Raw genomic sequence first — 25,209 nt, 5'->3', positions numbered from 1 at the left:
CGACAGGAGCTGGCAGGGGCATGACATGCACAACTGCGCCGCGAAAGGCGCCGGTTGGGGTGCGGCGGGTCAACGCGCCTTTGCTGCGGTGCTGTTGCGTCGTCATGGACGTCCTCTGCCGCCGGGTCCACGGGGACACGTGCCTCGGGGACCGTAAGGCCGGGCAGGGGCGGGCGCAAGAGTTGTCAGCAGAATTGTTGACGATGCGGGGTGATGGGCGGACGCCGGCCGGCGCGGCGCGCCGACGCCACCGCCGGGAACGTCAGCGCCGGAAAGATCCACGGCGCCTACGATCGTGTCGCGCCCCGACGTCCGCCCCGCCGCCGTGTCCCTCCGCCCCGCCCCCGGCACCCCTCCGACCGAGACCGCTCCCGTACCCGCCCGTCCTCCCGCACCCGACCGGCACGCTCCCGCCCCGCGGGGCCTTGGACAGGTCCGGCTTCCGACAGGTCCCGGCCGCCGTCGGCCCCGCCCGTTCCCCTGGAGACAAGTCACCACATGCGCACCACGACTCTCGGCATCAACGGCCCCGCCGTCGGCGTCATCGGCCTCGGCTGCATGGGCATGACCTTCGGCTACGACATGGCCGTCCCGCGCGACGAGCCGACCTCCGTCGCCGTCGTCCACCAGGCCCTCGAAGCGGGCGCCAACCTCATCGACACCGCCGACGTCTACGGCCCCTACACCAACGAGGAACTCCTCGGCCGCGCCCTGGCCGGCGCCCGGCGCGAGCAGGCCGTGCTCGCCACCAAGGTCGGCCTGTACGTGTCCGACCCCTCCGGCGGCCCCCGGAGCTCGCCCCAGCTCGCCAACGACGGCCGCCCCCAGCACGTCCGTCGGGCCATCGACGACAGCCTGAGGCGTCTGGGCACCGACCACGTCGACCTCTACCAGCTCCACCGCGTCGACCCGGACGTGCCGGTCGAGGAGACCTTCGGCGCGATGGCCGAGGTGGTGCGGGCGGGCAAGGCGCTCCACCTCGGGCTGTCCGAGGTCACCGTCGAGCAGATCAAGCGCGCGCAGAGCGTGCACCCCGTGGCGGCCGTCCAGTCCGAGTTCTCGCTGTGGACGCGGGACGTGCTGGCCGACGTCCTGCCCTACTGCCAGGACCAGGGCATCGCGCTGCTGCCCTACGCCCCGCTGGGCCGCGGCTTCCTCGCCGGGCGGTTCGCCTCCTTCGACGACCTGCCCGAGGACGACTTCCGGCGCCGCAACCCCCGCTTCCAGCAGGACGCGCTGCGCGCCAACCTGGCCATCGCGGACCGCGTGCGGGAGATCGCCGAGCGCTCCGGCATCACACCGGCCCAGGTCGCGCTCGCGTGGATCGTCGCCCAGGGCGAGCGCGTCGTGCCGATCCCCGGCACCAAGACGCCGAAGTACCTGGACGACAACGCGGCCGCCGGGGAGGTCGAGTTGAGCGCGCGGGACCTCGCCGACCTGAACGCGCTGCCCGCCCCCAGGGGCGGCCGCTACTGAACCGCGCCGCGGCCCGGCGGGCCCCTCGTGCGCGCGCCGCCCCGCGGCCTCCGCGGCTCCCGGGCGCGGTGCCGCCCCCGCACCCGCCGCCCGTTCGGGGCGCGCGGCGCCGGTCCGGGCACTGATCCGCGGGTACCCCGGCGCCCGGTCCACGGGCAGACGTGAGACTGTCGCACACGGAGCAGGGGAACTGGGCGGTCGGGACACGGCGGTTCGGCTCGTGCGGCGCACCGTCGGGGCACCGCCTGAGCGCCGGCGCGGTGCCGCCGGCCGGGACTGCCCCCGGCCCGGTGGTCCACCGTCCCGGCGGCCCGCCGGCTGCTCCGACAGTCCGTCGGTCCGGTGCGGCGGGACGTCCGCCCCACCGGTCCGGACGGTCGCCGGGAACAACCCGGCGCCCGGCCGGGAAGCGAGAGGAACAGCCCGTGGTACGTCACACCGTTGTGGTCGGAGGGGGAGTCATGGGCTCCGCCGCCGCCTGGCACCTGGCCTCGCGGGGTGACCAGGTCACCCTGTTCGAGCAGTTCCCGCCCGGTCACGACCGGGGCAGTTCGCACGGCACCTCGCGGATCTTCCGCCTGGCCTACGACGACGCGTTCTACGTCGGTCTCGCCGTCCGCGCGCTGCCGCTGTGGCGGAAGCTGGAGGAGGAGACGGGCCGTGAGGTGCTCGAACTCACCGGCGCCGTCGACCACGGGCCCGTCGGCGCGACCGAGGCGCTGCACCGCGCCCTGACGGCGGCCGGACGGCCCGTCGAGCGGCTCACCCCGGACCAGGCCGCCGAGCGGTGGCCCGGTCTGCGCGTGGACGGCACCGCCGTCTTCCACCCCGAGGCCGGCCGGGTGCACGCCGATCATGCCGTCGAGGCGTTCCAGGAGGCGGCCCGGCAGCACGGCGCCCGTGTCCGGCACGGCGTGAAGGTGACCCGGCTCGCCGTGCGCGGGCAGCGGGTCGAGGTCGTCACCGACGGCGAGGAGGCCGTGGTGGCGGACGCGGTCGTGGTGGCGGCCGGAAGCTGGACTCCCGGGCGGCTGGCGGGAGTCGTCCCCGGTCTGCCGCCGATGCGGATAACCCAGGAGCAGCCGGTGCACTTCCCCGCGCCGGACGCCCTCGGCTGGCCCAGTTTCATCCATCACGGCGGTCCGGACGAGGCGGTCTACGGACTCGGCAGTCTGGACGGGGTCAAGGTCGGTTTCCACGGCGTCGGTCCGGTCGTCGACCCCGACCACCGGGACCGCACGATCGACCAGCAGGCCGTCGCCCGGCTCCAGAAGTACGCCGAACGCTGGCTCCCCGGCGTGGACGCCACCGAACCTGCCGCCCTCACCTGCCTCTACACGACCACGCCCGACGAGGACTTCGTCATCGACCGCCGGGGCCCGGTCACGGTCGTCGGCGGCTTCTCGGGGCACGGCTTCAAGTTCGCGCCGGTGGTGGGGGAGTTGGCGGCGGACCTGGTCGGGGGCGGGAACGGACTCGACCGCTTCAGCATGACCAGGCCGCGCACCGGGGGGTGAGGGGCGGCGCCCGCCGCCGGGCGCCGCGAGCGCGGGCGGGGGCGCGCGGCGCTCCCGCGCGGACGGGGCACGGCGCGCCGCCCACGCTCACAGGTCCCAGAACGAGCCGTACTTCGCGGTGAGTTCGGCTATCTCGGCGGGCTCCAGCAGGCGGCGCTCACTCTCACCGAGCAGGAGGAGCAGGGCGCACACCTCCTCCAGTTCCGTCGCGGCCCCCGTCGCCGCCGCGAGGTCGCGGCCGGTCACCAACGCCGGACTGGCCGACGCCGCGGCCGAGGGCATCCGGGGGGAGGGTGCGGACCTGCGCGTGACGGGGCGTCGGGCCCAGTACTGCAACCGCGTCTGGTCGACGGCTACGAGCACCGCCCCTCGTCGTAAGCCTCCCGCGTCCACCGGTCGATGTCCCACGTCATGATTCGCCGCCTCACCAGCGCGAACGCTCCCACCTTGCGCGAACCACAGGCGGTGACCGCATGACCGTCCAGCCCCTGCTCGACGCGCCGGACCTCCAGGAGGACGCCACCCGGGCCCGGACCAAACTCCGCACGCAAATCGGCGAACCGCGGACCCGGCTGCGGGAGGCCGCGTCGCACCTCGAACACCTCGCGATCACCCGGGAGCACCCGAGCCAGGTGGGGACGACTGGTCGGACTCGGCATCCCCACCGAGGTCGACACTGGCAGCTTCGCCGGGAAGCAGCGACCGGCCGAGCCCCAAGTGGCCTCGTTCGCGTCAAACAGCGGCCATACAGCTACCTGTGCTCGTAAGAGTCGCGGTCGTGCGGGTGGTGGGGATCAGGGGGCTCGTCAGCCGGCCGACGGGGTGAGGCTGGTGCGGTCGAACGGGCCACCGTGCGCGGCGGCGTACGCGATGGCGTCGTTGACAGCATCGAGGCCGAACGACCGGACTCGTTCGGGGGCGAGATCCAGAGTGCCCGAGGCGAGGAGCCGGACGATGCCGGCATTGGCTGTGCGCGGGTACATCCACTGCCCGCGCACGGTGATCGAGTTGCGCATGATCCACGGGTACGGGAGTGCGAGGTCGTCGCCACCGAGCATGCCGACGCCGCCCATGAGGACGACGCGGCCGTACTCGCGCACGGTCATGGCCGCCGCGCGCGACGCCGAGCTGGGTGCGCTCGGCGGGAGCAAGTCGATCACCATGTCGATCGGGCCGTCGGCCGCCGCGGACATCGCCGCGCGATCGGTGGCCTCGTCTCCGGTCAGCGGGACCGGGCGCAGACGCGGGCCGAACCGGTCGGCGAGGAGGTCGAGGGCGGCCTTGTTGCGGCCCGGGGCGACCACGCGGCCTGCTCCCATCGCGAGCGCGACCGCGACCGCGCTGCTGCCGAGGTTGCCGGTGGCCCCGCTGACGAGCAGCGTCTCGCCTGCCGCGAGCCCGCCTGCCAGCAGCCCGCCGTAGGAGATGGCGTGCACGGTGAGCGCTGCCCAGCGGGCCGGATCGTCCCCGGCCGCGGCGGGCAGCGGAAAGACGTTCTCCGTCGGGACCCGCATGAGCTCGGCGAACGCACCGTCGTGCCAGTACCGGGCGAGCCGCGCGCCGCCCTCGCCGCGTGAGCTCCAGCCCTGGAGCGTGATGTCGGGTGTCAGGGCGTCGTCCCGCGAACGCACCGTCGAGTCGCACCACACCACATCGCCGACGCGCAGCCGGGTGGTGTCCGGGCCGACGTGGACGATCCGCCCCACCCCGCCGACACCGGGCACGACGGGCGGGACAAGGGGGTAGTTCCGCTCGCCGCTGAAGACTTCGCCCGCGTAGGGCCCCACATTGGCGGCGAGGACCTCGACCACCACCTCGCCACCCCCGGCCTCGGGGTCGGGCACCTCCCGCACCGTGAGCTGTGCGCCGAACCGCGTCAGAACTGCTGCTCGCACGTGATGACCTCCATGTTCGTCCGTGTGTGTCCGTTGCTCGTGAGATCGACACTAGGAGCTGGGTGGGCATGCCGGAAGCGACGATCTGGCATCCGTGGTATGCGTAGGTCGCATGGACATCTCCAGCTCGGGACTACGGGTCCTGCGGCAGATCGCCGAGTGCGGCAGCTTCACCGCGGCAGCCGAGCGACTCGGCTACACGCAGTCGGCAGTCTCACGACAGGCCGCCGCACTCGAACGCAGTACCGGCACCACCCTGTTCGAGCGCCGCCCCGACGGGGTACGGCTCACTCCTTCCGGTCTGACCCTGCTGCGGCACGCCCACACGGTCCTGGCCTCGCTCGCAGCAGCCGAGCGTGAGCTCGCCGGCACCGTCCCGCGGACCGAACTGGTGCGGCTCGGGGCAGTCCCGAGCGCGGGCGCGGCGATCCTGCCCGCCGCGCTCGCGCACCTCGCGGTGGCCGACCCGCAGACCACGGTCACCACCCGCGAGAGCACCACGCCCAGCCTGATCCGGGCGCTGCGCGCCGGCTCGCTCGACCTCGCCGTGCTGACGTCCCGCCCACCCCACCGGCCCTTCGACGGCGAGTCACCGCGCCTGCACGTCGAGACCGTCGCGGACACCGAACTGGTCGTGGCGGCGCCCTCGACCGGAGAGTTCGCCGGACGCAGCAGGGTGCACGTCGACGAGCTGGTCGACGCAGCGTGGATCGCCTCTCCGTCATCGCGCTCCGAGCCGCTGCTCGGCGTCTGGCCCGGCCTGCCCGGACGGCCCCGCGTCATCCACTCCACGCGCGACTGGCTGACGAAGCTCCAGCTGGTCGCGGGCGGCTTCGGCGTGACGACGGTGCCGTCCCGGCTCTCACCGGTGCTGCCGCCCGGAGTGAGCCTGCTGCGCGTCGACGGCGCACCCCCCGAGATCCGCAGGGTGCTCGTGGCACGCCTCCCCGGCCACCCCGCCCCGGCGATCGCGACCGTCACCCGAGCGATCACTTCGACCGCCTGAACCGGTGCGGGCCGGCGCCGTCACCACCCGCACGGTGCCGTCAAGTCCTCGATGCCGTCCGCCAGTTCGGCCGGCCGGTCCGGCCATCCCGTCCTGTGCCAGTGCGCTAGCCGCCAGGCCAGGCGGCGCGGCCACACCGGGGTGCCGGGCAGTCCGGCCACCGGGAGCCAGGCCGGTACGCCTCCGTAGTTGTCGAGGGTCTCCGGGGCGCCGACCTCGCCCTCGGCGGCCACCAGGAAGTAGTGCTCGCGGCGGCCGTCCTTCCAGACGCGCGCCAACTCCCGCACCACCGTGCCCGTCAGGCCGGTCTCCTCGCCCAACTCCCGCAGTACGGCGTCGTGCAGGGTCTCGCCGGGCTCCACTCCGCCGCCCGGGATCTCGTAGTACGTGCTGTCGCCGTCGCCGTCGGGTGCCGTGCCCTGCGTGGCGCCGGTGCCCTTGTCGGCCGTCGTGCCCGCCCAGGTCTCCCGGAAGCCGATCAGCAGGACGTGCCCGTCGCGGATCACCACCGCTCCGGCCCGTACCCGCACCGGTTCCCTCGCCGCCGGGTCGTCCCAGGGTGCCGTCGGGCCGACCTGTTCGCCGTTCGCCCAGGCCCGCAGCACGGCCTCGGCGGTGCCCGCCGGGCGGATGCGCGTGTGCAGCGCCTCCGGCAGCGGGAGGGAGCACCGGACGCCGGGGGAGGGGGCCGTGCCGTCCGTGTCGTCGTCGGCGGCGGGGAAGACGCAGGAGCCGTCGGCGGGGTCCCGCAGCAGGAGGAGGCCGTTGTCGTCGAGTTGCACGCGCGCGCTGTCCGGTCCGTTCGGCATGCGGGCAGGGTAGCGAAGGCGTCCGGCGGTGATCGGGCGGTGATCGGCGGCGGGGATTCACGGCGGGACGGTGACACGCACCCGCGGTCCGCGCGAAGCTGCCCCCCGCAGTCGTCCCCGTGCGGTCGTTCCCCGTTCGGCCGGCCCTCGCGCGCGTGAGGGGCCGCGGGTGGTCCGCCGGGGCGGCGCGGGGTCCGCGAGACGGCGGAACTTTATCGTCACGCATATTGTCAACAAAATCGTTAGCCGTTAGTTTGATGGCCGAGCCGTCTCGAAGGAGAACGATGGTGCGATCAGACGCGGTCCGTCCTGCGGTCCGCCCCGAGGTCCCGGCGCGTGCGCCGCGGTACGAGGGTGCCGCGGTCCTGAGACCCGGGCGCGATGCGGGCGGTTCCCCCGGCCCCGCCCGGCCTTCGCTCCCCGACGTGCCCCAGCCCCCTCACAGCACCCAGGAACAGTGATGATCATCGATTGCCACGGTCACTACACGACTGCCCCGCCCGCGCTGGGAGCCTGGCGCGACCGTCAGGTCGCGGCACTCGGCGACCCGTCCGCGGCGCCCGCGCGGACGGACCTGAGCATCGGTGACGACGAGCTGCGCGAGAGCATCGAGTCCAACCAGCTCCGGCTGATGGACGAGCGCGGCATCGACCTGACGATCTTCTCGCCGCGCGCCTCCTTCATGGCGCACCACGTCGGCGGCTTCGAGACCTCCGCCGAGTGGGCGGCGATCTGCAACGAACTCTGCCACCGCGTCAGCCGGTTGTACCCGGAGCGGTTCGCGATGGCGGCGATGCTGCCGCAGTCCCCGGGCGTCGACCCGGCCACCTGCGTCCCGGAACTGACCCGCTGCGTCGAGGAGTTCGGGGCCGTCGCGCTGAACCTGAACCCCGACCCCTCCGGCGGCCACTGGACCGCGCCGCCGCTCACCGACCGCTCGTGGTACCCGCTCTACGAGAAGATGGCCGAGTACGACGTGCCGGCGATGATCCACGTCAGCACCAGCGTGAACCCGGCCTTCCACACCACCGGCGCGCACTACCTGAACGCCGACACGACGGCGTTCATGCAGCTGATCCAGGGCGACCTGTTCGCGGACTTCCCCACCCTGCGCTTCGTGATCCCGCACGGCGGCGGCGCCGTCCCTTACCACTGGGGACGCTTCCGGGGCCTGGCCATGGCGCTCGGGAAGCCGCCGCTGGAGGAACACCTGCTGGACAACGTCTACTTCGACACCTGCGTCTACCACCAGCCCGGCATGGACCTGCTGTTGGACGTCGTCCCCGCCAAGAACGTGCTGTTCGCCTCGGAGATGATCGGCGCCGTCCGCGACATCGACCCCTGCACCGGCAACTACTTCGACGACACCCGCCGCTACACCGAGGCCGCCCGCATACCCGCCGACGACCTCGCGGCGATACAGGAGCACAACACCCGAGCCGTCTATCCGCGCCTGGACTCCCTTCTCAAGAACCAGGGCCGCTGACGGCGAAAGGAAGAGCACGACATGTACGAACTCGGAGTCGTCCACCGCTCCATCACCCGCCCCGACCCCGCCGACGTCGCGTCCCTCGCGCCGTTCGGCGTGGCCACCGTGCACGAGGCGATGGGCCGCACCGGCCTCATGCGCCCCTACGTGCGGCCCGTCTACCCCGGCGCCAAGGTGTGCGGACCGGCCGTCACCGTGCTGCTCCAGCCCGGCGACAACTGGATGCTGCACGTCGCCGTGGAGCAACTCCAGCCCGGCGACGTGCTCGTGGCCGCCTGCACCACCGAGTCCGAGGACGGCTTCTTCGGCGAGCTGCTCGCCACCTCGGCGCGGGCGCACGGGGCCGCGGGACTGATCATCGACGGCGGCTGCCGCGACGTGGCGGAACTCCAGGAGATGGACTTCCCCGTCTTCAGCCGGGCCGTCAACGCCAAGGGGACCGTGAAGGCCACCCTCGGTTCCGTGAACATCCCGGTGATCTGCGCCAACGCGCACGTCGTCCCGGGTGACGTCGTCGTCGCCGACGCGGACGGCGTGGTCGTCGTACCCGCCGGGCGCGTGGCCGAGGTCGCCGAGGCCTCCCGTGCCCGCGAGGACAACGAGGCGCGCAAGCGCGCGCGGCTCGCCACCGGTGAACTCGGCCTCGACATGTACGCGATGCGCGACCCGCTGAAGGCCGCCGGTCTGCGCTACGTGGACTGAGCCCACCGCTAGGGCGCCGTTCGCCCCCACCCCCCGAGGACGGCGCCCCGGCGCGCGACGCGACGACGTCGCGCGCCCCGCGGGAGGCGGTGCCCCCGCGTGCGCCCCACCGGCACGCGCCCGACCGCACCCGTGTCCGTGCGCACACCCCCACGCGTACGCACCCGCGCACCCTTGTGCGCACCCCCGCCCCGGCCGTCGCGCCGGGCCGACGGGACCGGCTCCCGTCCGCGGCAGGGCCCTTCCCGTTCCACGGGAACCGCGCCGCCGCCCCGCGTCACCCTCGCGGGACCGCCCCGGCGTCCCGTACGGACAGCATCGTCCGGCCCGTGCCCCCGCGCGGCCGGCCCGCCGTCCGCCGCTCCGTCGCACCGAGCCGCACGTCCCTCGACTCGCAGTCGCTCAGCGGTCCACAGAAACACAGAGCCCGCAGCCCGCACCGGCCCTCCGCCGGGTGCCGCCCCTTCCCCCCCCCGGCACCGGCTGCGACGAACGAATCGAGAAGGAGTCCCGATGAGCGCCCCCGCACCCACCCCCCAGCCCAAGACCCCCGGCTGGCTGGACTGGTACGCGAACCCCTCCGCGCCGAGCTTCCGGCTCCCCGCCGGCACGGTGGACACCCACTGCCACGTCTTCGGACCGCAGGCCGCGTTCCCGTTCGCGCCGGAACGCAAGTACACGCCCTGCGACGGCGGCAAGGACGACCTGTTCGCCCTCCGCGACCACCTCGGCGTCGCCCGCAACGTCATCGTGCAGGCCACCTGCCACGGCGCCGACAACTCCGCCATGACCGACGCCGTCCGCGCCGCCGGCGGCAGGGCGCGCGGCATCGCCACCGTCCGGCCCGACGTCGACGAGGCGGAGTTGCGGCGGCTGCACGAGGCGGGGGTGCGCGGGGTGCGCTTCAACTTCGTACGGCGGCTGGTGGAGACCTCGCCGCACGAGGACCTGAGCATCATCGCCAAGAAGATCGCGCCGTTCGGCTGGCACGTGGTGCTCTACTTCGAGAGCGCCGACCTGCCCGACCTGGAGGACTTCTTCGCCTCGCTGCCCACCCCGCTGGTCGTGGACCACATGGGCCGCCCCGACGTCACGCGGCCCGTCGGCGGACCGGAGTTCTCCCGCTTCCTGCGCTTCGTCGAGCACAACGACGTCTGGGTCAAGGTCACCTGCCCGGAGCGGCTCACCGTCACCGGCCCCGCCGCCCTCGACGGCGAACGGCACGCGTACACGGACGTGGTGCCCTTCAGCAGCCGCGTCGTCGACGAGTTCCCCGACCGTGTGCTGTGGGGCACCGACTGGCCGCACCCCAACCTCAAGAACCACATGCCGGACGACGGTCTGCTCGTCGACCACGTCCCGCAGGTGGCCCGCACCGAGGAGCAGCGGCACAAGCTGCTCGTCGCCAATCCGATGCGCCTGTACTGGCCCGGAGAGGACGTCTGAGCCGCCGCCCGCCCGACCGCACCCGACCGACGAGGGCCCCTCCCCATGGACAACGCCAACGCACTGAACCGGCTGGACAGACTGCCGATCTCCCGGTTCCACAAAGCCACCCTGCTCGCGGTCTCCTTCGCGTACTTCTTCGAGTTCGCGGACGTCAACAGCTTCTCCACGACGGCGCCCAAGCTCATCGACCTGTGGGGCATCTCCGTCGACCAGGTCGCCTACGTCACCTCGCTGTCGTTCGTCGGCATGTTCGTCGGGTCGATCGTCGCCAGTGCCATCGCGGACCGGTGGGGACGCAAGCGCGCCCTGGTGCAGACCACCCTGTTCTTCGGGGTGTTCTCGTTCGCCTCCGTGTTCTCGTGGGACGTCGTCTCCCTCGGCGTCTTCCGGATCCTGACCTCGGCGGGGCTGTCGGCCATGACCGTCGTCGCCGTCATCTACGTGGCCGAGATGTTCCCGTCGGCGGTGCGCGGCAAGTACCAGGCGTACGCCATCGTCATCGGCATCTGCGGCACCCCCGCCACCAACCTCATCGCCAGCCTGGTGGTGCCCGTCAACGACTGGTCGTGGCGGCTCGTCTACCTCTGGGGCGCCCTCGGCATCCTGCTCGTGCTGTTCACCCGGCACCTCAAGGAGTCGCCCCGCTGGTTCGAGAGCCGGGGCGAGCACGCCAGGGCCGACCAGGTGCTGCGCGAGATCGAGACCCTCGTCGCCGCCGAGAAGGGCCCGCTCGCCGAGCCCGCGCCGCCCGTCGAGGAGACCGCGTCGACCAAGGTGCCGCTGCGGCTGCTGCTCCAGAAGAAGTACCTGCTGCCCACCCTGCTGCTCACCGTGCTGTGGGTGACGCAGACCATCGGCTTCTTCGGCTATTCGAGCTGGGCGCCCACCCTGCTGTCGAAGGAGGGCTTCAGCGTCGAGAGCTCGGTCTTCTACGTGGCCCTCACGACGGTCGGCGCGCCGCTCGGCTCGTACCTGGCGTCCCTGGTCACCGACCGGTTCGAACGCAAGTGGTGCCTGGTCGCGTTCGGCAGCGTCATCGCGCTGTGCGGCCTGCTCTACGGGCTGACCTTCAACCCGGTCCTGATCGTGGTGTTCGGCTTCCTGGTGAACCTGTTCGAACGCGGCTACACGGCCCTCGGGTACGCGTACTCGCCGGAGCTGTTCGACACCCGCAGCCGCTCGCTGGGCACCGGTGTCTCCTACGGTCTGGGCCGGCTGTCGAACGCGGCGGGCCCCCTGGTGGTGGCAGCGCTCTACAACAGCCACGGGTACCGCAGCGTCTTCTACTTCATCGCCGTCACGTGGCTGGCCGGCGCCGTTGTCCTCGCCGTGTTCGGGCCGCGCACCCGGCGGGCGGCCATGGCGTCGTTGCAGGGACCCGCGGCCCCGGCGGACGCGAAGGGGCACGCCGCCGTCTGACCCCCCGCGGCCGTCGTCCCGTCGCCGGACGCCCCCGCCACCCCCTCCTGCTGGACTGTTCGTATAAGGTCTGGACGAACAGTCCAGCCGGACGCCGGCCCAGCAGGAGGGGGTGCCCCATGCCCGATCAGCCGCACAGCGCCGCACGGCACGGCGACCGGCCGCACGGCGACCAGTCGCACGGCGACCTGGCCCGGCCCGAGCGGGACGCGATCCTCGCCGCCCTCGCCCCGGTCGTCGACGGACTCGCGGCCACCTTCGGCCCGGTGTGCGAGGTCGTGCTGCACGACTACCGCCGTCCGGAGAACTCCGTCGTCGCCGTCGCCGGTTCGGTCACCGGACGCGAGGTCGGCGGCGTGATGAGCGAGATCGGCCTGCGCATGGTCGCCCGCGGCGACGACGCCAGGAACGACCTCAACTACCGCACCCGCACCGCCGACGGCACCCTGCTCAAGTCCTCGACGCTGCCCCTGCGGGACTCCACCGGAGCCGTCTTCGGCGCCCTCTGCGTCAACCTCGACGTCGGCGCCGTCGACCACGCGCACGCACTGCTCGGCTCGTTCGCCGGGATCGGGCAGGCCCCCGCCGCCCCGCCGGGCACCACCTACTTCGGCAACGACATCGACGCGGTCGTCGACGCCGTCCTCGACGACCACCGCCTGCGGCGCGACCGGAGCTGGGCGCAGCTCGACCGGGCCGGGCGGCTCGGCCTGTTCCGCAGCCTCGACGAACGCGGCGTCTTCGCCGTGCGCCGCGCCGTCGAGCACGTGGGCGTCCGCCTCGGCATCTCCCGGGCCTCCGCGTACAGCTACCTCGCGCAGGCCCGCGCCAACGCCGTACCCCCTCCCGCCCCGACCCCCGATGGAGGCACCGCGTGACCACCACCGCCCCGCCGATCACCCTCGACGACGTCCGCGACGCGGCGGCGCGGATCGAGGGCGTCGCGCACCGCACGCCCGTCCTGCGCTCCCGCACGCTCGACGAACTGGCCGGCGCCGAGGTCTTCCTCAAGTGCGAGAACCTCCAGCGCGTCGGCGCCTTCAAGTTCCGCGGCGCCTACAACGCGGCGTCCCGGCTCACCCCGGACCGCCTCGCCCGCGGCATCGCCGCCTACTCCTCCGGCAACCACGCCCAGGCCGTCGCCCTCGCCGCCCGCGAGCTGGGCACCACCGCCGTCATCGTGATGCCCGAGGACGCGCCGCGCTCCAAGCGGGAGGCGACCGCCGCCTACGGCGCCGAGATCGTCACCTACGACCGCTACACCGAGGACCGCGTCGCCGTCACCGAGGCGCTCGCGGCCGAACGCGGTCTCACCCTCGTACCGCCCTACGAGCACCCGCACGTGATGGCGGGCCAGGGCACCGCTGCCCTCGAACTCCTCGAAGAGACAGGGGAGTTGGACGCCCTCGTGGTCCCGGTCGGCGGCGGCGGGCTGATCGCCGGGTGCGCCGTCGCGGCCAAGGGGCTGCACCCCGGCATCCGCGTGATCGGCGTCGAGCCCGAGGCCGGCGACGACACGCGGCGCTCGCTCGCGGCCGGCCACCGGGTCACCGTCCCCGTGCCGCGCACCATCGCCGACGGGCAGGCCGTCGACACCCCCGGCGAACTCACCTTCGCCGTGATCCGCGAACTGGTCGACGCCGTCACGCTGGTGAGCGACGACGAGATCCGGGCCGCCATGCGGTTCGCGTTCGAACGCCTGAAGCTGGTCGTCGAGCCGAGCGGCGCCACCCCGCTCGCCGCCCTGCTCACCGGCCGCTCCGAGGTGCCGCGCGGCGGCCGGATCGGCCTGGTCCTGTCCGGCGGCAACGTCGCCGCCGACCGCTTCGCCGGACTCTGCGGCACGACGCACTGACCCGCTCCCCGACGGCCGGGCGGCACGCGCCCGCCCGGCCACGCCCCGTACGGGTCACCACAACGCGCCCCGGCGGCGGCCCGCCCGGTCCAATGGACGGGTGACCGCGCCCCCCGACGACTGCCTCGCCCGCAACGAGTGGATCTGCGGCGAATACCTCACCACCCGCCGCCACATCCTGCTCGACGCCGTGCTCCAGCACCTCCAGCTCACCGCGATCTCGGTCGCCCTCGGCCTGGTGATCGCCGTGCCCCTCGCCGTGCTCGCGCGCCGCTGGGGCTGGGCGGCCGGACCGGTCCTCGCCGTCACCACGATCCTGTACACCGTCCCGTCGCTGGCGATGTTCTCGCTGCTGCTGCCGGTCTACGGACTGTCGGCCACCCTCGTCGTCGCCGGGCTCGTCCTCTACTCCCTCACGCTTCTCGTCCGCAACATCCTCGCGGGCCTGCGGGCGGTCCCCGAGGAGACCCGGCAGGCGGCCCGCGGCATGGGGTACGGACCCGTACGGCAGCTCCTCACCGTCGAACTCCCGCTCGCGCTGCCCGCCGCCATGGCGGGCCTGCGCATCGCGACCGTCTCGGCGGTGTCCTTGGTGACGGTCGGCGCCATCGTCGGCTTCGGCGGACTCGGCAACCTGATCTACGCCGGCATGAACACCTTCTTCAAGGCGCAGGTGCTCACCGCGTCCGTGCTGTGCGTGGTCATCGCGATCCTCGCCGACGTCCTGCTCCTGCTGGTGCAGCGGCTGATCACCCCGTGGACCAGGGCGGGCCGCGGATGAGCGTGCTGACCGACGCCTGGCACTGGCTCACCGACCCCGCCCACTGGAGCGGCGAGGACGGCATCGGCAACCGGCTCCTCCAGCACTTCGTGCTCACCGTCGTCTGCCTCGTCGTCAGCTGCCTGATCGCGCTGCCCGTCGCCTACGTGCTCGGGCACCTCGGCCGCGGCGGCGCCCTCGCGGTGAACATCTCCAACGTGGGCCGGGCCGTCCCCACCTTCGCCGTGCTGGTCCTGCTGCTGCTCACCCCCGTGGGCGACTGGGGCGAGGGCCCCACCGTCGTCGCGCTCGTCCTGTTCGCCGTACCGCCCCTGCTCACCAACGCCTACGTCGGGATGCGCGGTGTCGACCAGGACGTCGTACGGGCCGCCCGCGGGATGGGCATGACCGGACGCCAGGTGCTGTTCCGCGTGGAGATGCCGCTGTCGCTGCCGCTGGTCCTCAACGGCGTCCGGATCGCGGCCGTGCAGCTCGTCGCCACCGCCACCATCGCCGCCCTCGCCGGCGGCGGCGGACTCGGCCGGATCATCACCGCCGGGTTCAACCTCGCCAGCACCCCGATGGTCGTCGCCGGAGCCGTCCTCGTCGCCGTCTTCGCCCTGCTGGTCGAGGGCGTCTTCGAGATCGCCGAACGCTACGGGGTCTCCCGCGCCCGGAGCGCCCGGTGAGGCGCGGCGCGGTGCTCGCCGTCCTCCTGCTGCTCACCCTCACCGGCTGCTCCACCGGCCCCTCGCTGGAGACCCAGGGCGAGGTCACCGCCCCGCCCGGCGACAGCCACCATCTGACGGTCGGGTCCGCCGGGTTCACCGAGAGCGACCTGCTCGCGCAGATGTACGCCCTGCTCCTGGACCACGCCGGCTACAGCACGACCCTGCTCACCGTCTCCAACCGGGAGCTGTACGAACCGGCCCTGGAGTCCGGCCAGATCGACGTCGTCCCGGAGTACGCGGCGACCTTCGCCGACTGGCTCAACGCGAAGGCCAACGGCGCCGACGCGCCGCCCGTCGGCTCGCCCGACCTCGACGCGACGATGAAGGCGCTGCGCCGCCTCGCGACCCCCCGCGGCCTCACGGTCCTGCCGCCCGGCCGGGCCGTCGACCAGAACGCGTTCGCCGTCAGCCGCGCCTACGCCGACAAGCACCACCTGAGGACCCTCAGCGACCTCGGCAGGTCGGGCCTGCCCGTCCGCCTCGCGGCGGGCGACGAGTGCGTCCAACGTCCGTACTGCGAACCGGGGTTGAAGAAGGTCTACGGCATCGACATCACGGCCGTCGACCCGAAGGGCGTCGGTACCACCCAGGCCAAGCGTGCCGTCCAGAACGGCCAGGACCAGATGGTGCTGACCACCACCACCGACGCCACCCTCGACCAGTTCGGCCTGGTCATCCTCGCGGACGACAAGCACCTCCAGAACGCCGACTACGTCGTCCCGGTCGTCAACCGCTCCCGCGCCGGCGGCGAACGCACCACGAAGGCCCTGGACCGCCTCAACAAGGTCCTCACCACCGCCGACCTGGCCGCCATGAACCAGCAGGTCGACAGCTGGCGCCGCCTCCCCGAGGACGTGGCCCGCACGTATCTGGAGGACAAGGGCCTGCTGAAGAAGTAACCGTCGCAGGCGTCTGCGGCTGGTCGCAGCACGCGGTCCGCCGTTCGCCGAGGGGCCCGTTGCTATCCGGCGAGCCCTGCGAGTGCCGTGCAGGCGGCCCCGGCTGCGGCGATCAGCAGGGAGAGGCGCACCAGGGTGTACTTGCGCCACGCGATGCGGGACATGGAGACGATCTGGTGACTCAACGAGGTGAGAGGGTCCGCATCGCGGAGCCGGGCTGCAAGGGGGTCCGGCTCCCACAGGCGCAGGTGGCCGAAATAGGTGAAATTGTCGCGCAGGTCCGGGCGCGACCCGACGTCCCGCATCCGGGGAATGACCACCGCGATGGCGAGCAGGACCGCGACGGCCAGCAGGAGCATGGCGGTCCGTAGCAGCCAGATTCCCGCCGGGGCGGTGACACCGAGCGGGGAGGGAGAGCCGCTGGACAGGGCCGCGGTCGCGGCGAGCATCACCGACTCGATGCTCAATGCGAAGACCGCCTTGTTGTCCACCTTGCCGGTTCCGTCGGCGAGGGACGAGTGGATCCGCCACGCCGTGTCGAGCGCGCGGGCACCTTCGGCCTCGCCGGGAACGTGCACGGGATCGCCCGCGCACGGCTCGCCGCCCCGGCGGGGCGCCGCCGGATCGGAGTCCGCCTGTACGGTTGCCTCGTCGCTCGCCAAGACCGTTCCTCCGGATCCGCGATGTCTTCGGGCCGGCTTCCCGGCCCGCGTCCCCCACCCGAACTTCGCACATAGCACGGTCACATGGGGCATTGACAGACTTCTGCGCCATTTGACCCACAGAGGCCTCTTTCTTTCTACGATGTGTCGGTCAGCGTCGGGGGAGGGCGATGTCACGTGAAAGCAGAAGACCGTTTGCCGCCAGGGCTGTCCGGTCCGCCCGAACCCTTTGGGCAGGAAGAGCTGATCGTGTTGCGTGCGGCGGGCAGGGCAAGGGCCTGGGAACGCAACGAGGTGCTCATCCGTCAAGGCGGTCACCCCGACTGCGTCATTCTCATCACCGACGGCCTGACAAAGGTCACCTCCGACTCCGGCAACGGCTACACCAGCCTGCTGGCGCTGCGCGGTCCCGGAGAACTCGTCGGTGAACTGTCCTGCCTGGACGGAGCGCCCCGGTCGGCCACCGTGACCGCCATGGTCAGGGTGGACGGCGTCGTGGTGGCCGCCGAGACCTTCCGGCGGCTGATGGGGGAACACGAGAAGCTGTCGGCCTCCGTGCTGTGCAGCGTGGTGGCGCGACTGCGCGACTCCGACATCCTGCGGGCAGGGCACGGCGCGCACACGGCCCGGGTGCGTGTGGCGCGGGTGCTCGTCGAACTCGCCAGGCGCTACGGGGTTCCCGAACGGACCCGCGCGGGTGCGATCTCGGTACACATGAACCAGCAGGAACTCGCGGGTGCGTCGGCCACCTCCCGCGAGTCGGTGGTGCGTTGCCTGCGGTCGATGCAGGACGAGGGACTGGTGGAGACCTACCGGGGGCGGACAGTCGTGCTCGACCTCGCCGGACTGCGGAAACTCGCGGAGAGCTGAGCTCTTCCGGCTCCTGGAACGAGGGCGAACAGGTGCGCACCGCAGCACACTTGGGGAACGCCATTAGCTGACGTTCCGTCATCAACCATGCACAGAAGCCAAGTTGAGCAGGCAAGGCAAACCTCGCTACTCGACGCCCAACCACATGTCCGACCCCATGTGCGTCAAATGACGCTGTGCGCACACGTTGCCGGGTCTTGCATGAAGCAGGGGCCAGAACCGGCCGACGGAGGCCTCCCGATTCATGGAGGGGCGAGCTCGATGAGAGTCAAGGCACAGCACTACGCAATCGTCGCGGTCGATGTGGAGAAGTTCGGTACCCGCGACAACCCCACCGCATTCCTGCTGCGAAAGCAGCTCTACTCGTTGGTGGAGACGGCACTCGACGACGCCGGCATCGACAGGTCCGCGGCACCGGACGCCGCGGACCGCGGCGACGGTTTCTTCCACCTGCTGCCCGGTGACGTGGACAAGCTGGATCTCACGGGTCCCTTCGTCACTGGACTGCACAACGCGTTGCGGGATCACGCGGCCGTCAGCAACTCCCGCGGTGCGCTGCGGATCAGGCTCGTTCTGCACTCGGGCGATGTCGGCTGGGACGGCCGCGGTTGGGTCGGGGAGGAACTCAACACGGCCTGCCGGCTGCTCGACATCGACCCGTTGCGCACCACGCTCGCGCAGGCGCATCGAGCCGGGCTCGCCCTGGCCGTCACCGACGACTGGTACCGGCGAGTCGTCTGCCACGGGAGCGCGGAGGCGGAGCGGGAGTCCTTCCGCGAAGTCCCCTTCGACGCCAAGGAGATCAGGGGCGCGAGCGCGTGGATCAGGGTGCCCGGCTACGACGCGCCGCCGGGCGTCCCGCCCATGCTCCGGGCGGAACCCGCCGACCGGGGCGGGCCCGTGCCGGCGAGCACGGTCACCCCCGTCGGAGCGGTGGACGCCCCGGGCCGGCTCACGGTCGGCGACGTCGGACAGCTCGTGCAGGGCGATCAGCACGTCACGGGCGGATTCACCATCCGGATGCCCGGCCGCGGCGAAGGCGGTCAGTGATGGTGGACCCCGCCGCGAATGCCGTTCCGGGACCGGCACCGGCCTCGCCGCAGGAGTCGCCCGCAGCAGCGGGCCCCCCGGCTGCCGAGGCACCCGGGCTGCTCTCCACGCTGGCCGGTCTGGCCGGGCACTCCGGCGCCGCCGACGAGCGGCTCGGCGCCGAACGTGACGCCATCAGGGGCCTTCAGGTCGGACAGTTGGTCGGCGGCAGCATCTACAACATGGTCGCGGGCCCCGCGTCGATCCGGATGTACCGCCTCTCCACGGAGGAGCTCCACGAGACCAGGGAGGCGTTCGTCCGCCCCCCGGACTGGACCGCGCTGCGACGGAGCACCCTCCAGCGGTCGGTGACACTCCTGCGCGGTCCGCGCGGCGGCGGCAAGTACGCGCTCGCCCGGGACCTGTTGCTCGACGCGGGCCACCGGACTCTTTTTCTGCTGGACCCCGACACCGACCTGAGCGTGCTCGGCCGGGCCGATCTTCAGCAGGGGGCCGGCTACCTCCTCACCGACTTCGCGAACGCCGGCGCGCTCACCGGCTTCGAGCTGAGCCGGCTGGAACACGAACTGCGTTACCGGCAGGCCCGGTTGATCGTGACCGTCGAGCAGTCCGCCACACGTGTGGACCCGGGGACGCACGGTCATCTGCTGGACGCCACCAGGAGGGCCGCCGGCCCGGAGATCGTCTCCGCGCAGGTGGCTTGGCGCCTCGGCATCGGGGCCGACGGGCGGGTCAAACGGCTCATGGCTCGTCCCGACGTGATCGCGCTGCTGCGGGAACTGCTGTCCGGAGCGCCCGCAGGGCGGGCCGCGGAGCTGGGGCAACTGGTGGCCGAGGCGGCCGAGGCGAACGCCGACGACGAGGTCGTCGCCAGGGTCAGGACCCGGCTCGCCCTGCGGGACGGCGACTCGCTTGCCACCTGGTTCGAGAACCTCGGGGACCTGGCCCGGCAGTGTCTCGCGGTGAGCGTGGCCATCTTCGGCGGCGAGGCCTATGCCTCCGTTGCGGCGCTGGCACACGACCTGGAGGAGCGGCTCCAGGTGAAGGAGACGGCCGAACACCCCGACCGGGCTCGTGGCACGGCGCTGATCGGCAGCACGAGCGGCCGGCTTGCCGCGATCCAGGCCACCCTGGTCACGTCGGCGGTGGCTACGCGGTACGGCGGTGCCCAGGGACAGGTGGTCCGGTTCCGCGACCAGGGTGTGTCCGCCCGTGTACTCGAACATGTGTGGACCGAGTACGACCGGGTCCGGCTGGTGCTCCCCGACTGGTTGCGCGACTGCGCGGTGAACGAGTCGCAGACCCTCCGGGTGCGGGCGGCAGTGGCGGCGGGGACGCTCGCCAAGCAGTACTTCGAGACTGTCAGGGCACGCATCCTGCGCCCCTGGGCGGCGAGCGACCGGGCCGAACTGCGCGACGCGGCCGCGGTCGCCGTCCGGGTGGCCGCGGTGGAGTCGGGGCACGCGCAGGCCGCCCACGCCCTGGTACGCAGTTGGAGTTTCGAGTCCAACACCCGGCTGCGCGCCACCGCCGCGCGGGCCTGGCGGGTGGTCTTCGAACTCGACGGCACCGAGGCGGCCTGGTCCCTTCTGCACGATCTCGCCGACACCGACCGCGACGACGTCATCGACGCGGTCTGCCGCAGCCTCACCGAGTACATGGCCCTGGAGCAGGGGCACTACTACCGGGACGCCCTCGACCTCATCGACCAGTGGTGCGGCGGCGGTGGCCACGGAGCGCGGCGGTCGACGGTCGGCGAGATCGCGTTTCTCTACGCGGCCGCCGACCTGGTCGAACGCCGGGGACCGGGGGCCGGGCCCGACACGACGAGGGCGGCTGCGCACCCTGGCGGACCTTTCGGCGGTTCCGGCGGGAAGGCGGCCCGCGGCCGGTCGGGCGGTCAGAACGGGCTCGGCACCATCGCGCCGCCGGGCAGTCGTCCCGCCACCGGCAACCGGGGTCCCCGGGTGTGGCCGATGCTGCTCGCCGCCGCGGACCGTGACGACGTGCGCCGCCAGGAAGTGGCGCTGCTGTGGATGCGGACGGTCAACTCGCCCCGCGTCTACGAGGCCGCCCACGAGGTGCTGGCGGAATGGGCCCGGCTTGCCGAGCCCGACCCGGTGGCCCGCGTCGCGCTGGGTCGGCTGCTTGCCGTGGCGGCAGCCGACGTGCGTACCGAGCGGATCCTCCGCAAGCAGGCCGACACGTGGATAGCGGCGGGCGAAGGACGCGGTGCCCCGCTGGCGGGACAGGAAGTGATCACCCACCTCGGAAGGAAGCCTCGATGAACGATCAGCAGTCCGGCCGGCCGGGGCCGGCCCCCCGTCCCCACCCGCAGACCGCCGACACGACGCCGCTCGTCGCCGGTCCGTACCCGGTGACGATGGGCAATCGCGGCACCCCGCCGCTGCCCAGCCAGGCCCTGGTGTTCACGACCGACGACGGCGCCGTGGTCGAACTCCCGCGCCTGCCCTCGGCGATGGGCTCCTTCAAGTACAGCTACCGGTACGAGGTCGACACCAGCGATCAGTGGTCGTCGTGGACGGAGGTACTGCCCAGCGCCACCGGCGGCTACGGCTTCCAGGCCTCTTTGGACGCCACTTGGACGGTCACCGCACCGGGTGAGGTGGTGCGGCGCAACATCAACACGGTCGGCCACGGGCGTACCGCTGTCGCCCTCGCGATGCGCAACCTGCTCTGGCCGCATGCCGGTTTGTACACCATCGACAGGCTGGCCGACCTCGACACCTTCGTCCGCTCCACCTTCTGCGCGAACCACCACACCCTTCCCGAGGGGCTGACCGTCTCCGCGCTGACCGTCGGGCTCTCCCTGGACCAGGACGCGGTGAACCACTTGCGGGCTCTGCGGCAGGCGGCCGACAAGCAGACGCTGCTCCAGGCCGAGCACCGGACCGACCGCACCCGGCAGCAGTTGGAGCAGGTTCTCCAGTCCGACCGGGAGAACGCCATCAGGCAGGCGGCCCAGGGCGACGGCGGCATTCTGATCCATCTCATCGGCCAGGACCCGGGCAAACTCCGGGAGATCGTGATGGATCTCGGCCAGCGGCAGGACGTCGCCACCGATCGCAAGATCAAGACGCTGCGGGACCTGATCGACGCGAAGCTGATCCAGCCGGCCGAGGCACAGCAGATGTGGCAGGAGATGCATCGTGCGACGCCATTGTTCGGACCGGACCCGGGCGCGGCTCTGCCCCAGGCGGGCACGCAGGCGCAGTTGATGCCCGGAGCGTTCACCCAGGCCCCTGCCTCCGCCCCGCCCGCGCCGGGCGCGCCCGCGGCGGCGCCGCAGTCGCCCGCGCAGGCACAGGTGGTGGCGGGCGTGGTGCTGGGGACCGGCCAGAACCCCGCCCCGCCCAAACCCCGGGTGCGCAGCTTCGCGCAGCCACCGCCGGGAAGCCCGGCGTCCCCGGCGCACACACCGGCACCCCCGACCCATGCCCCGGACCCTGGGGCGGCACCCTTCTCTCCCGACCCCGCGCCCGGTTCCGCCGCCGAGCCCGCCCGGCAGGGAGACGGCGGACCGGGCTCGCCCAACGTCGTCGGCACCACCCCGGTGGGATCGAACAGGCGGCCTCGCAAGCGCGGGGAGGGGACGTGAAAGGGCTTCGCCGCACAGCCGACCCCGCGCCGCGGCGGCAACAGGTGCCTGAGGCCGCCGCGCCCGAGCAGCCCCCCTCCCACCGCAGGCGGGATTCCGCGCCCGCCGTCATGCGTCGCCGACGCTGGATCATTCTCGGCGTGGCGGTGCTGACCGTGGTGCTTCTGGTGCTCACGTGCGCGGTGTCCGGGCTTCTCACACGTGTCCTGTTCACCACCACGGCCGCCGTGGCCACCCTGTTCGCGGCCTTCCTCGCCGTGGCCAACCTCCCCGGCGGCGAGTCCGCAGCACGTCCCGCCGACTCCTCGGCCCCCGCCGCCGACCGGTCCTGCCGCAAGCGCGGGAGGGATGCCTCCGGTCGGGACGGGATCGCCGCAGCCGAACCGAAGGGAAAGGCAAAAGCCGTGGAGACCTCCGTCGTCGGCACCGGTCCGGACCCGGGACCGCAGCCCTGGGGCACTGATCCCCGAACGCCGGCGCCCGACGTCGCTCCGGCGCCCGTCCGGTCGCCCGCAACTCAGGGTGTTGTCCCCCTGCCCGCCCGGTTCGCGCCGGCCGTCCCGGTGGCGGTGGGGGAGACACCGACCGGCGGGCCACCGGCGGCCCCCGGGCAGGTCGAGCCCTACACCCCGGCGGAGGGGCTGGGGCGGCCCGACGCGGATCGCGCCGAACAGCCCGGCCGGTTCCCCGTCCTGCGCAAGGCCTCGCCGGCCGCCATGGCTCCGTGGCTGCTGCCCGAGGCCCCGTCCGCAGCGGCGATCACCGCCGACGAGGCGGTCATCGGCGGACTGCAACTCCGCGCGGCCTCGGTGAGCGGTCCCTCCCACCGAAGCAGGGGCATTCCCCGGCAGGATGCGTACCGCATCGGCCGGGACCGCGCGGGACAGTACCTGGTAGTTGCGGTCGCCGATGGCATGTCCGACAGCACGCACTCGGACATCGGAGCGGGCGCGGCCGTCATAGCCCTGGTCAATACCCTGCGCGAACTGCTCGACCGGGGAACGCCGTTGGAGCAGATCAACGTCCGTGAGGTCTTCCTGTCGGCGGCTCGCCAGATGTACGGCGCGGCCAAGCAACGAGGCTGGACCGCCGACGAGGTGCGAGCCGTCGCGCTGGCGGCCGTGATCCCGGTACGGCCGGGCCAGGACGGTGTACGCAACTGCTGGCTCGGCGCCATCGGCGACGTGAGTGCCTGGCGGCTGGTCGGTGACAGCTGGGAGCGGCTGATCGGCAAGGAGAAGGGCGGCCTCGATCCCAGCGCGATCACCCACTTCCTGCCGCACCACGTGGACCATCTCGACTACGGGACGGTGCAGTTGGCACCCGGTGCCGTGATGAGCCTGACCACGGACGGTGTCGCGGACGCGTTCGCGCTCGGGGCGGACGCCCGGCAGTGGTTCGCCGAGCGCTGGCGGCAGCCGCCGTCCGTCGGAGCCTTCCTGCTCGACGTGGGCTTCGAACAGGCGCAGTTGCAGGACGACCGGACAGCGGTCGTCGTCTGGTGCGCGGACACCGTGCGCACCGCGGCCGGGGGAAGGCAACGGTGACGACGTCGGCGGCCGGCCCGTTCCGACCGGAGGTGACCAGGGCGGAGGTGCCCGAGGGACGGGTGCTGTCGTCTGACGACGGCGAGTCGCGACAAGTGTACGAGATCGCCGGACAGCCCGACTGGCTGGCCAAGCTGTACAGGACACCGGTGCCGAGAAGGGCGTCGCGCGGGCTGGAGGCACTGATCCGCCTGCCCGACGCGATGTCCGCTGCGGACCGGGCGTTGCTCGACGCCGCGACAGCGTGGCCCGTCGCCCGGATCATCGACGGCGATCACGTGCAGGGCATCGTCATGGCCAAGGCACCGGACCGGTTCTCCGCCCGGCTGCGCAACATCAAGGGGGAGTTCCAGGCCCCCGCCCCACTGCCGCTCGACTGGTTGGTGGCCTCCGACGACAAGTGCGGCAAGCGCGGCATCCTGCCCGCCGACCGTGAAGTGCGGGAGCGGGCCGTACGGTCGCTGCTCCTCGTCGGCGATCTCTTCGCGCGGCACGACGTCGTGTACGGCGACTGGTCCTACAGCAACGTCTTCTGGGAGCAGGGCACCGGCGCCATATTCGTGATCGACGTCGACACCTGCGGTATCGGCTCCCGTCCGTGGATCCAGTCGAACGGTTGGGAGGACCCGCTCTTCGACGAGACGCGCAAGCCCCCGCTGACCTCCCTCAGCGACCGCTACAAGCTCGCGGTCCTTACCGTGCGCTGTCTGACGGGGGAACGCGGCGACCCGATGGAGGCCCATCGCTCGCTGGAGCGTCGAAATGGCTTGACAGCACTGTCCGCGGCACTGGCGATCAGCCTCAACGCCCCTTCGGCGCAAGAGCGTTGTACGCCGGGCGAGCTTCTGGCCGCGTTCGACGGCCACGCGTCCAGCGGACGTGCGGACACGACCGGCCGATCCGCTCAGGGCACCGCGGCAGACCCTTCGAACGTGACCGGTTCGATTCCGGTGGGGCCGTCGTCGAGGACCACCACCGGGACGGCGCCCGGGGCCCGGACCGCGTCCGGCACGCCGTCCAACGTGACGGGAAGCGTGGACCTGCGCGCCAGATCCCGCACCGGGGACCCGTGGACGCGAACGCCGTCGACGCAGCCGGACCCGACGACCCGCAGCGCCCCGACAGGCGGCCCACGAACGGTGAACCCGTCCACCGCCGCGGAGGCGAGACCATCGGCGAGCTCCTGCTCGACACCCTTCGCGGGGACGCCGCGGCCGTCCTCAGCGGCAACACCCCCGCCCGCGGCCGGCTTCGGTCCGCCACCATCCATGGCCCGCCCCGACCCCTCGCCCGCCCCGCCAGGCCCTGGCGCCCAGCCCGGCTGGCCCCCGCCTGAATCGCGCAGGCCGGGCGCGCTCCTGACCTTCATATCCACCTTCCTCGTCGGCTCGATCGTCATCCTCCTGGTGATCCTCGGCGCGACGCTCCTCTTCAACTGAACCCTCGGAAAGCAC

At 72.6% G+C, this 25,209-nt stretch carries 22 protein-coding genes; 18 read left to right on the top strand and 4 right to left on the bottom strand.

Annotation, left to right across the window (positions count from 1 at the left end):
• Positions 1-498: 498 nt before the first annotated feature.
• A complete protein-coding gene (locus ACFZA0_RS09030) occupies positions 499-1,476 on the top strand; it encodes an aldo/keto reductase (RefSeq protein WP_391013420.1) in 978 nt (325 codons plus the stop codon).
• A 425-nt stretch (positions 1,477-1,901) separates the two neighbouring features.
• On the top strand, positions 1,902-2,993 hold the full coding sequence (locus tag ACFZA0_RS09025; protein ID WP_391013418.1) for an FAD-dependent oxidoreductase: 1,092 nt from the start codon (positions 1,902-1,904) through the stop codon (positions 2,991-2,993).
• Between the two features lie 87 nt (positions 2,994-3,080).
• Here ACFZA0_RS09025 and ACFZA0_RS09020 read toward each other — a convergent pair whose 3' ends face one another.
• Positions 3,081-3,275 carry a hypothetical protein gene (locus ACFZA0_RS09020; protein WP_391013417.1) on the bottom strand — a complete coding sequence of 65 codons (195 nt, stop codon included), beginning with the start codon at positions 3,273-3,275 and terminating at the stop codon, positions 3,081-3,083.
• Positions 3,276-3,799: 524 nt separating this feature from the next.
• Positions 3,800-4,888, bottom strand: a complete 1,089-nt coding sequence (locus tag ACFZA0_RS09015) for an alcohol dehydrogenase catalytic domain-containing protein (RefSeq protein ID WP_391013415.1) — start codon at positions 4,886-4,888, stop codon at positions 3,800-3,802.
• A 112-nt stretch (positions 4,889-5,000) separates the two neighbouring features.
• On the opposite strand from ACFZA0_RS09015, the gene ACFZA0_RS09010 reads away from it, so the two are divergent.
• Complete coding sequence (locus tag ACFZA0_RS09010) at positions 5,001-5,894, top strand: LysR substrate-binding domain-containing protein (RefSeq protein WP_391013414.1); 894 nt, start codon at positions 5,001-5,003, stop codon at positions 5,892-5,894.
• Between the two features lie 20 nt (positions 5,895-5,914).
• On the opposite strand, the gene ACFZA0_RS09005 is transcribed toward ACFZA0_RS09010, so the two are convergent.
• On the bottom strand, positions 5,915-6,703 hold the full coding sequence (locus tag ACFZA0_RS09005) for an NUDIX domain-containing protein (protein WP_391013412.1): 789 nt from the start codon (positions 6,701-6,703) through the stop codon (positions 5,915-5,917).
• Positions 6,704-7,163: 460 nt separating this feature from the next.
• Between ACFZA0_RS09005 and ACFZA0_RS09000 the strand changes: the two genes are divergently transcribed.
• The 9 genes from ACFZA0_RS09000 (at position 7,164) to ACFZA0_RS08960 (ending at position 16,007) form a co-directional block, all read left to right on the top strand.
• Positions 7,164-8,189, top strand: a complete 1,026-nt coding sequence (locus ACFZA0_RS09000) for an amidohydrolase family protein (protein WP_391013410.1) — start codon at positions 7,164-7,166, stop codon at positions 8,187-8,189.
• Positions 8,190-8,210: 21 nt separating this feature from the next.
• Complete coding sequence (gene ligK / locus ACFZA0_RS08995; RefSeq protein WP_391013408.1) at positions 8,211-8,894, top strand: 4-carboxy-4-hydroxy-2-oxoadipate aldolase/oxaloacetate decarboxylase; 684 nt, start codon at positions 8,211-8,213, stop codon at positions 8,892-8,894.
• 513 nt (positions 8,895-9,407) lie between these two features.
• Complete coding sequence (locus ACFZA0_RS08990; protein WP_391013406.1) at positions 9,408-10,340, top strand: amidohydrolase family protein; 933 nt, start codon at positions 9,408-9,410, stop codon at positions 10,338-10,340.
• A gap of 45 nt (positions 10,341-10,385) precedes the next feature.
• Positions 10,386-11,762, top strand: a complete 1,377-nt coding sequence (locus ACFZA0_RS08985) for an MFS transporter (protein ID WP_391013405.1) — start codon at positions 10,386-10,388, stop codon at positions 11,760-11,762.
• Positions 11,763-11,881: 119 nt separating this feature from the next.
• A complete protein-coding gene (locus ACFZA0_RS08980) occupies positions 11,882-12,640 on the top strand; it encodes a PAS domain-containing protein (protein ID WP_391013404.1) in 759 nt (252 codons plus the stop codon).
• Positions 12,637-13,617: a pyridoxal-phosphate dependent enzyme gene (locus tag ACFZA0_RS08975; protein ID WP_391013402.1), complete on the top strand. Its 981-nt coding sequence runs from the start codon at positions 12,637-12,639 to the stop codon at positions 13,615-13,617. The genes ACFZA0_RS08980 and ACFZA0_RS08975 overlap by 4 nt, the downstream gene beginning before the upstream one ends.
• Before the next feature lie 100 nt (positions 13,618-13,717).
• Positions 13,718-14,398 carry an ABC transporter permease subunit gene (locus tag ACFZA0_RS08970; RefSeq protein ID WP_391013400.1) on the top strand — a complete coding sequence of 227 codons (681 nt, stop codon included), beginning with the start codon at positions 13,718-13,720 and terminating at the stop codon, positions 14,396-14,398.
• Positions 14,395-15,066: an ABC transporter permease subunit gene (locus tag ACFZA0_RS08965; protein WP_391013399.1), complete on the top strand. Its 672-nt coding sequence runs from the start codon at positions 14,395-14,397 to the stop codon at positions 15,064-15,066. Before ACFZA0_RS08970 ends, ACFZA0_RS08965 begins: the two co-directional genes overlap by 4 nt.
• Positions 15,063-16,007, top strand: coding sequence for a glycine betaine ABC transporter substrate-binding protein (locus ACFZA0_RS08960; RefSeq protein ID WP_391013397.1), 945 nt, complete (start codon positions 15,063-15,065; stop codon positions 16,005-16,007). The genes ACFZA0_RS08965 and ACFZA0_RS08960 overlap by 4 nt, the downstream gene beginning before the upstream one ends.
• A gap of 62 nt (positions 16,008-16,069) precedes the next feature.
• Here the strand turns inward: ACFZA0_RS08960 and ACFZA0_RS08955 are convergent, their stop codons facing one another.
• Positions 16,070-16,669, bottom strand: a complete 600-nt coding sequence (locus ACFZA0_RS08955; RefSeq protein ID WP_391013395.1) for a Pycsar system effector family protein — start codon at positions 16,667-16,669, stop codon at positions 16,070-16,072.
• A gap of 177 nt (positions 16,670-16,846) precedes the next feature.
• On the opposite strand from ACFZA0_RS08955, the gene ACFZA0_RS08950 reads away from it, so the two are divergent.
• The 6 genes from ACFZA0_RS08950 to ACFZA0_RS08925 all read left to right on the top strand — a co-directional run bounded on the left by ACFZA0_RS08950 (position 16,847) and on the right by ACFZA0_RS08925 (position 25,194).
• On the top strand, positions 16,847-17,539 hold the full coding sequence (locus tag ACFZA0_RS08950) for a cyclic nucleotide-binding domain-containing protein (RefSeq protein WP_391013394.1): 693 nt from the start codon (positions 16,847-16,849) through the stop codon (positions 17,537-17,539).
• Positions 17,540-17,800: 261 nt separating this feature from the next.
• Positions 17,801-18,589 carry a hypothetical protein gene (locus ACFZA0_RS08945; RefSeq protein ID WP_391013392.1) on the top strand — a complete coding sequence of 263 codons (789 nt, stop codon included), beginning with the start codon at positions 17,801-17,803 and terminating at the stop codon, positions 18,587-18,589.
• Positions 18,589-20,877 carry a hypothetical protein gene (locus ACFZA0_RS08940; RefSeq protein WP_391013391.1) on the top strand — a complete coding sequence of 763 codons (2,289 nt, stop codon included), beginning with the start codon at positions 18,589-18,591 and terminating at the stop codon, positions 20,875-20,877. Before ACFZA0_RS08945 ends, ACFZA0_RS08940 begins: the two co-directional genes overlap by 1 nt.
• Entirely contained in the window at positions 20,874-22,208 is a 1,335-nt protein-coding gene (locus tag ACFZA0_RS08935; protein ID WP_391013390.1) for a hypothetical protein, read from the top strand. The genes ACFZA0_RS08940 and ACFZA0_RS08935 overlap by 4 nt, the downstream gene beginning before the upstream one ends.
• Before the next feature lie 140 nt (positions 22,209-22,348).
• A complete protein-coding gene (locus ACFZA0_RS08930) occupies positions 22,349-23,755 on the top strand; it encodes a protein phosphatase 2C domain-containing protein (protein WP_391013388.1) in 1,407 nt (468 codons plus the stop codon).
• Between the two features lie 32 nt (positions 23,756-23,787).
• The gene (locus ACFZA0_RS08925; RefSeq protein ID WP_391013386.1) at positions 23,788-25,194 is read left to right on the top strand and encodes a hypothetical protein; all 1,407 of its coding nucleotides are present in this window, start codon (positions 23,788-23,790) and stop codon (positions 25,192-25,194) included.
• Positions 25,195-25,209 lie beyond the last annotated feature (15 nt).

Origin of the sequence: Streptomyces sp. NPDC008150 (assembly GCF_042956945.1) — a bacterium.
Taxonomy (GTDB): domain Bacteria; phylum Actinomycetota; class Actinomycetes; order Streptomycetales; family Streptomycetaceae; genus Streptomyces.
Note: the sequence above shows the minus strand (reverse complement) of the source record. Positions and strands in the feature narration are given on the sequence as shown.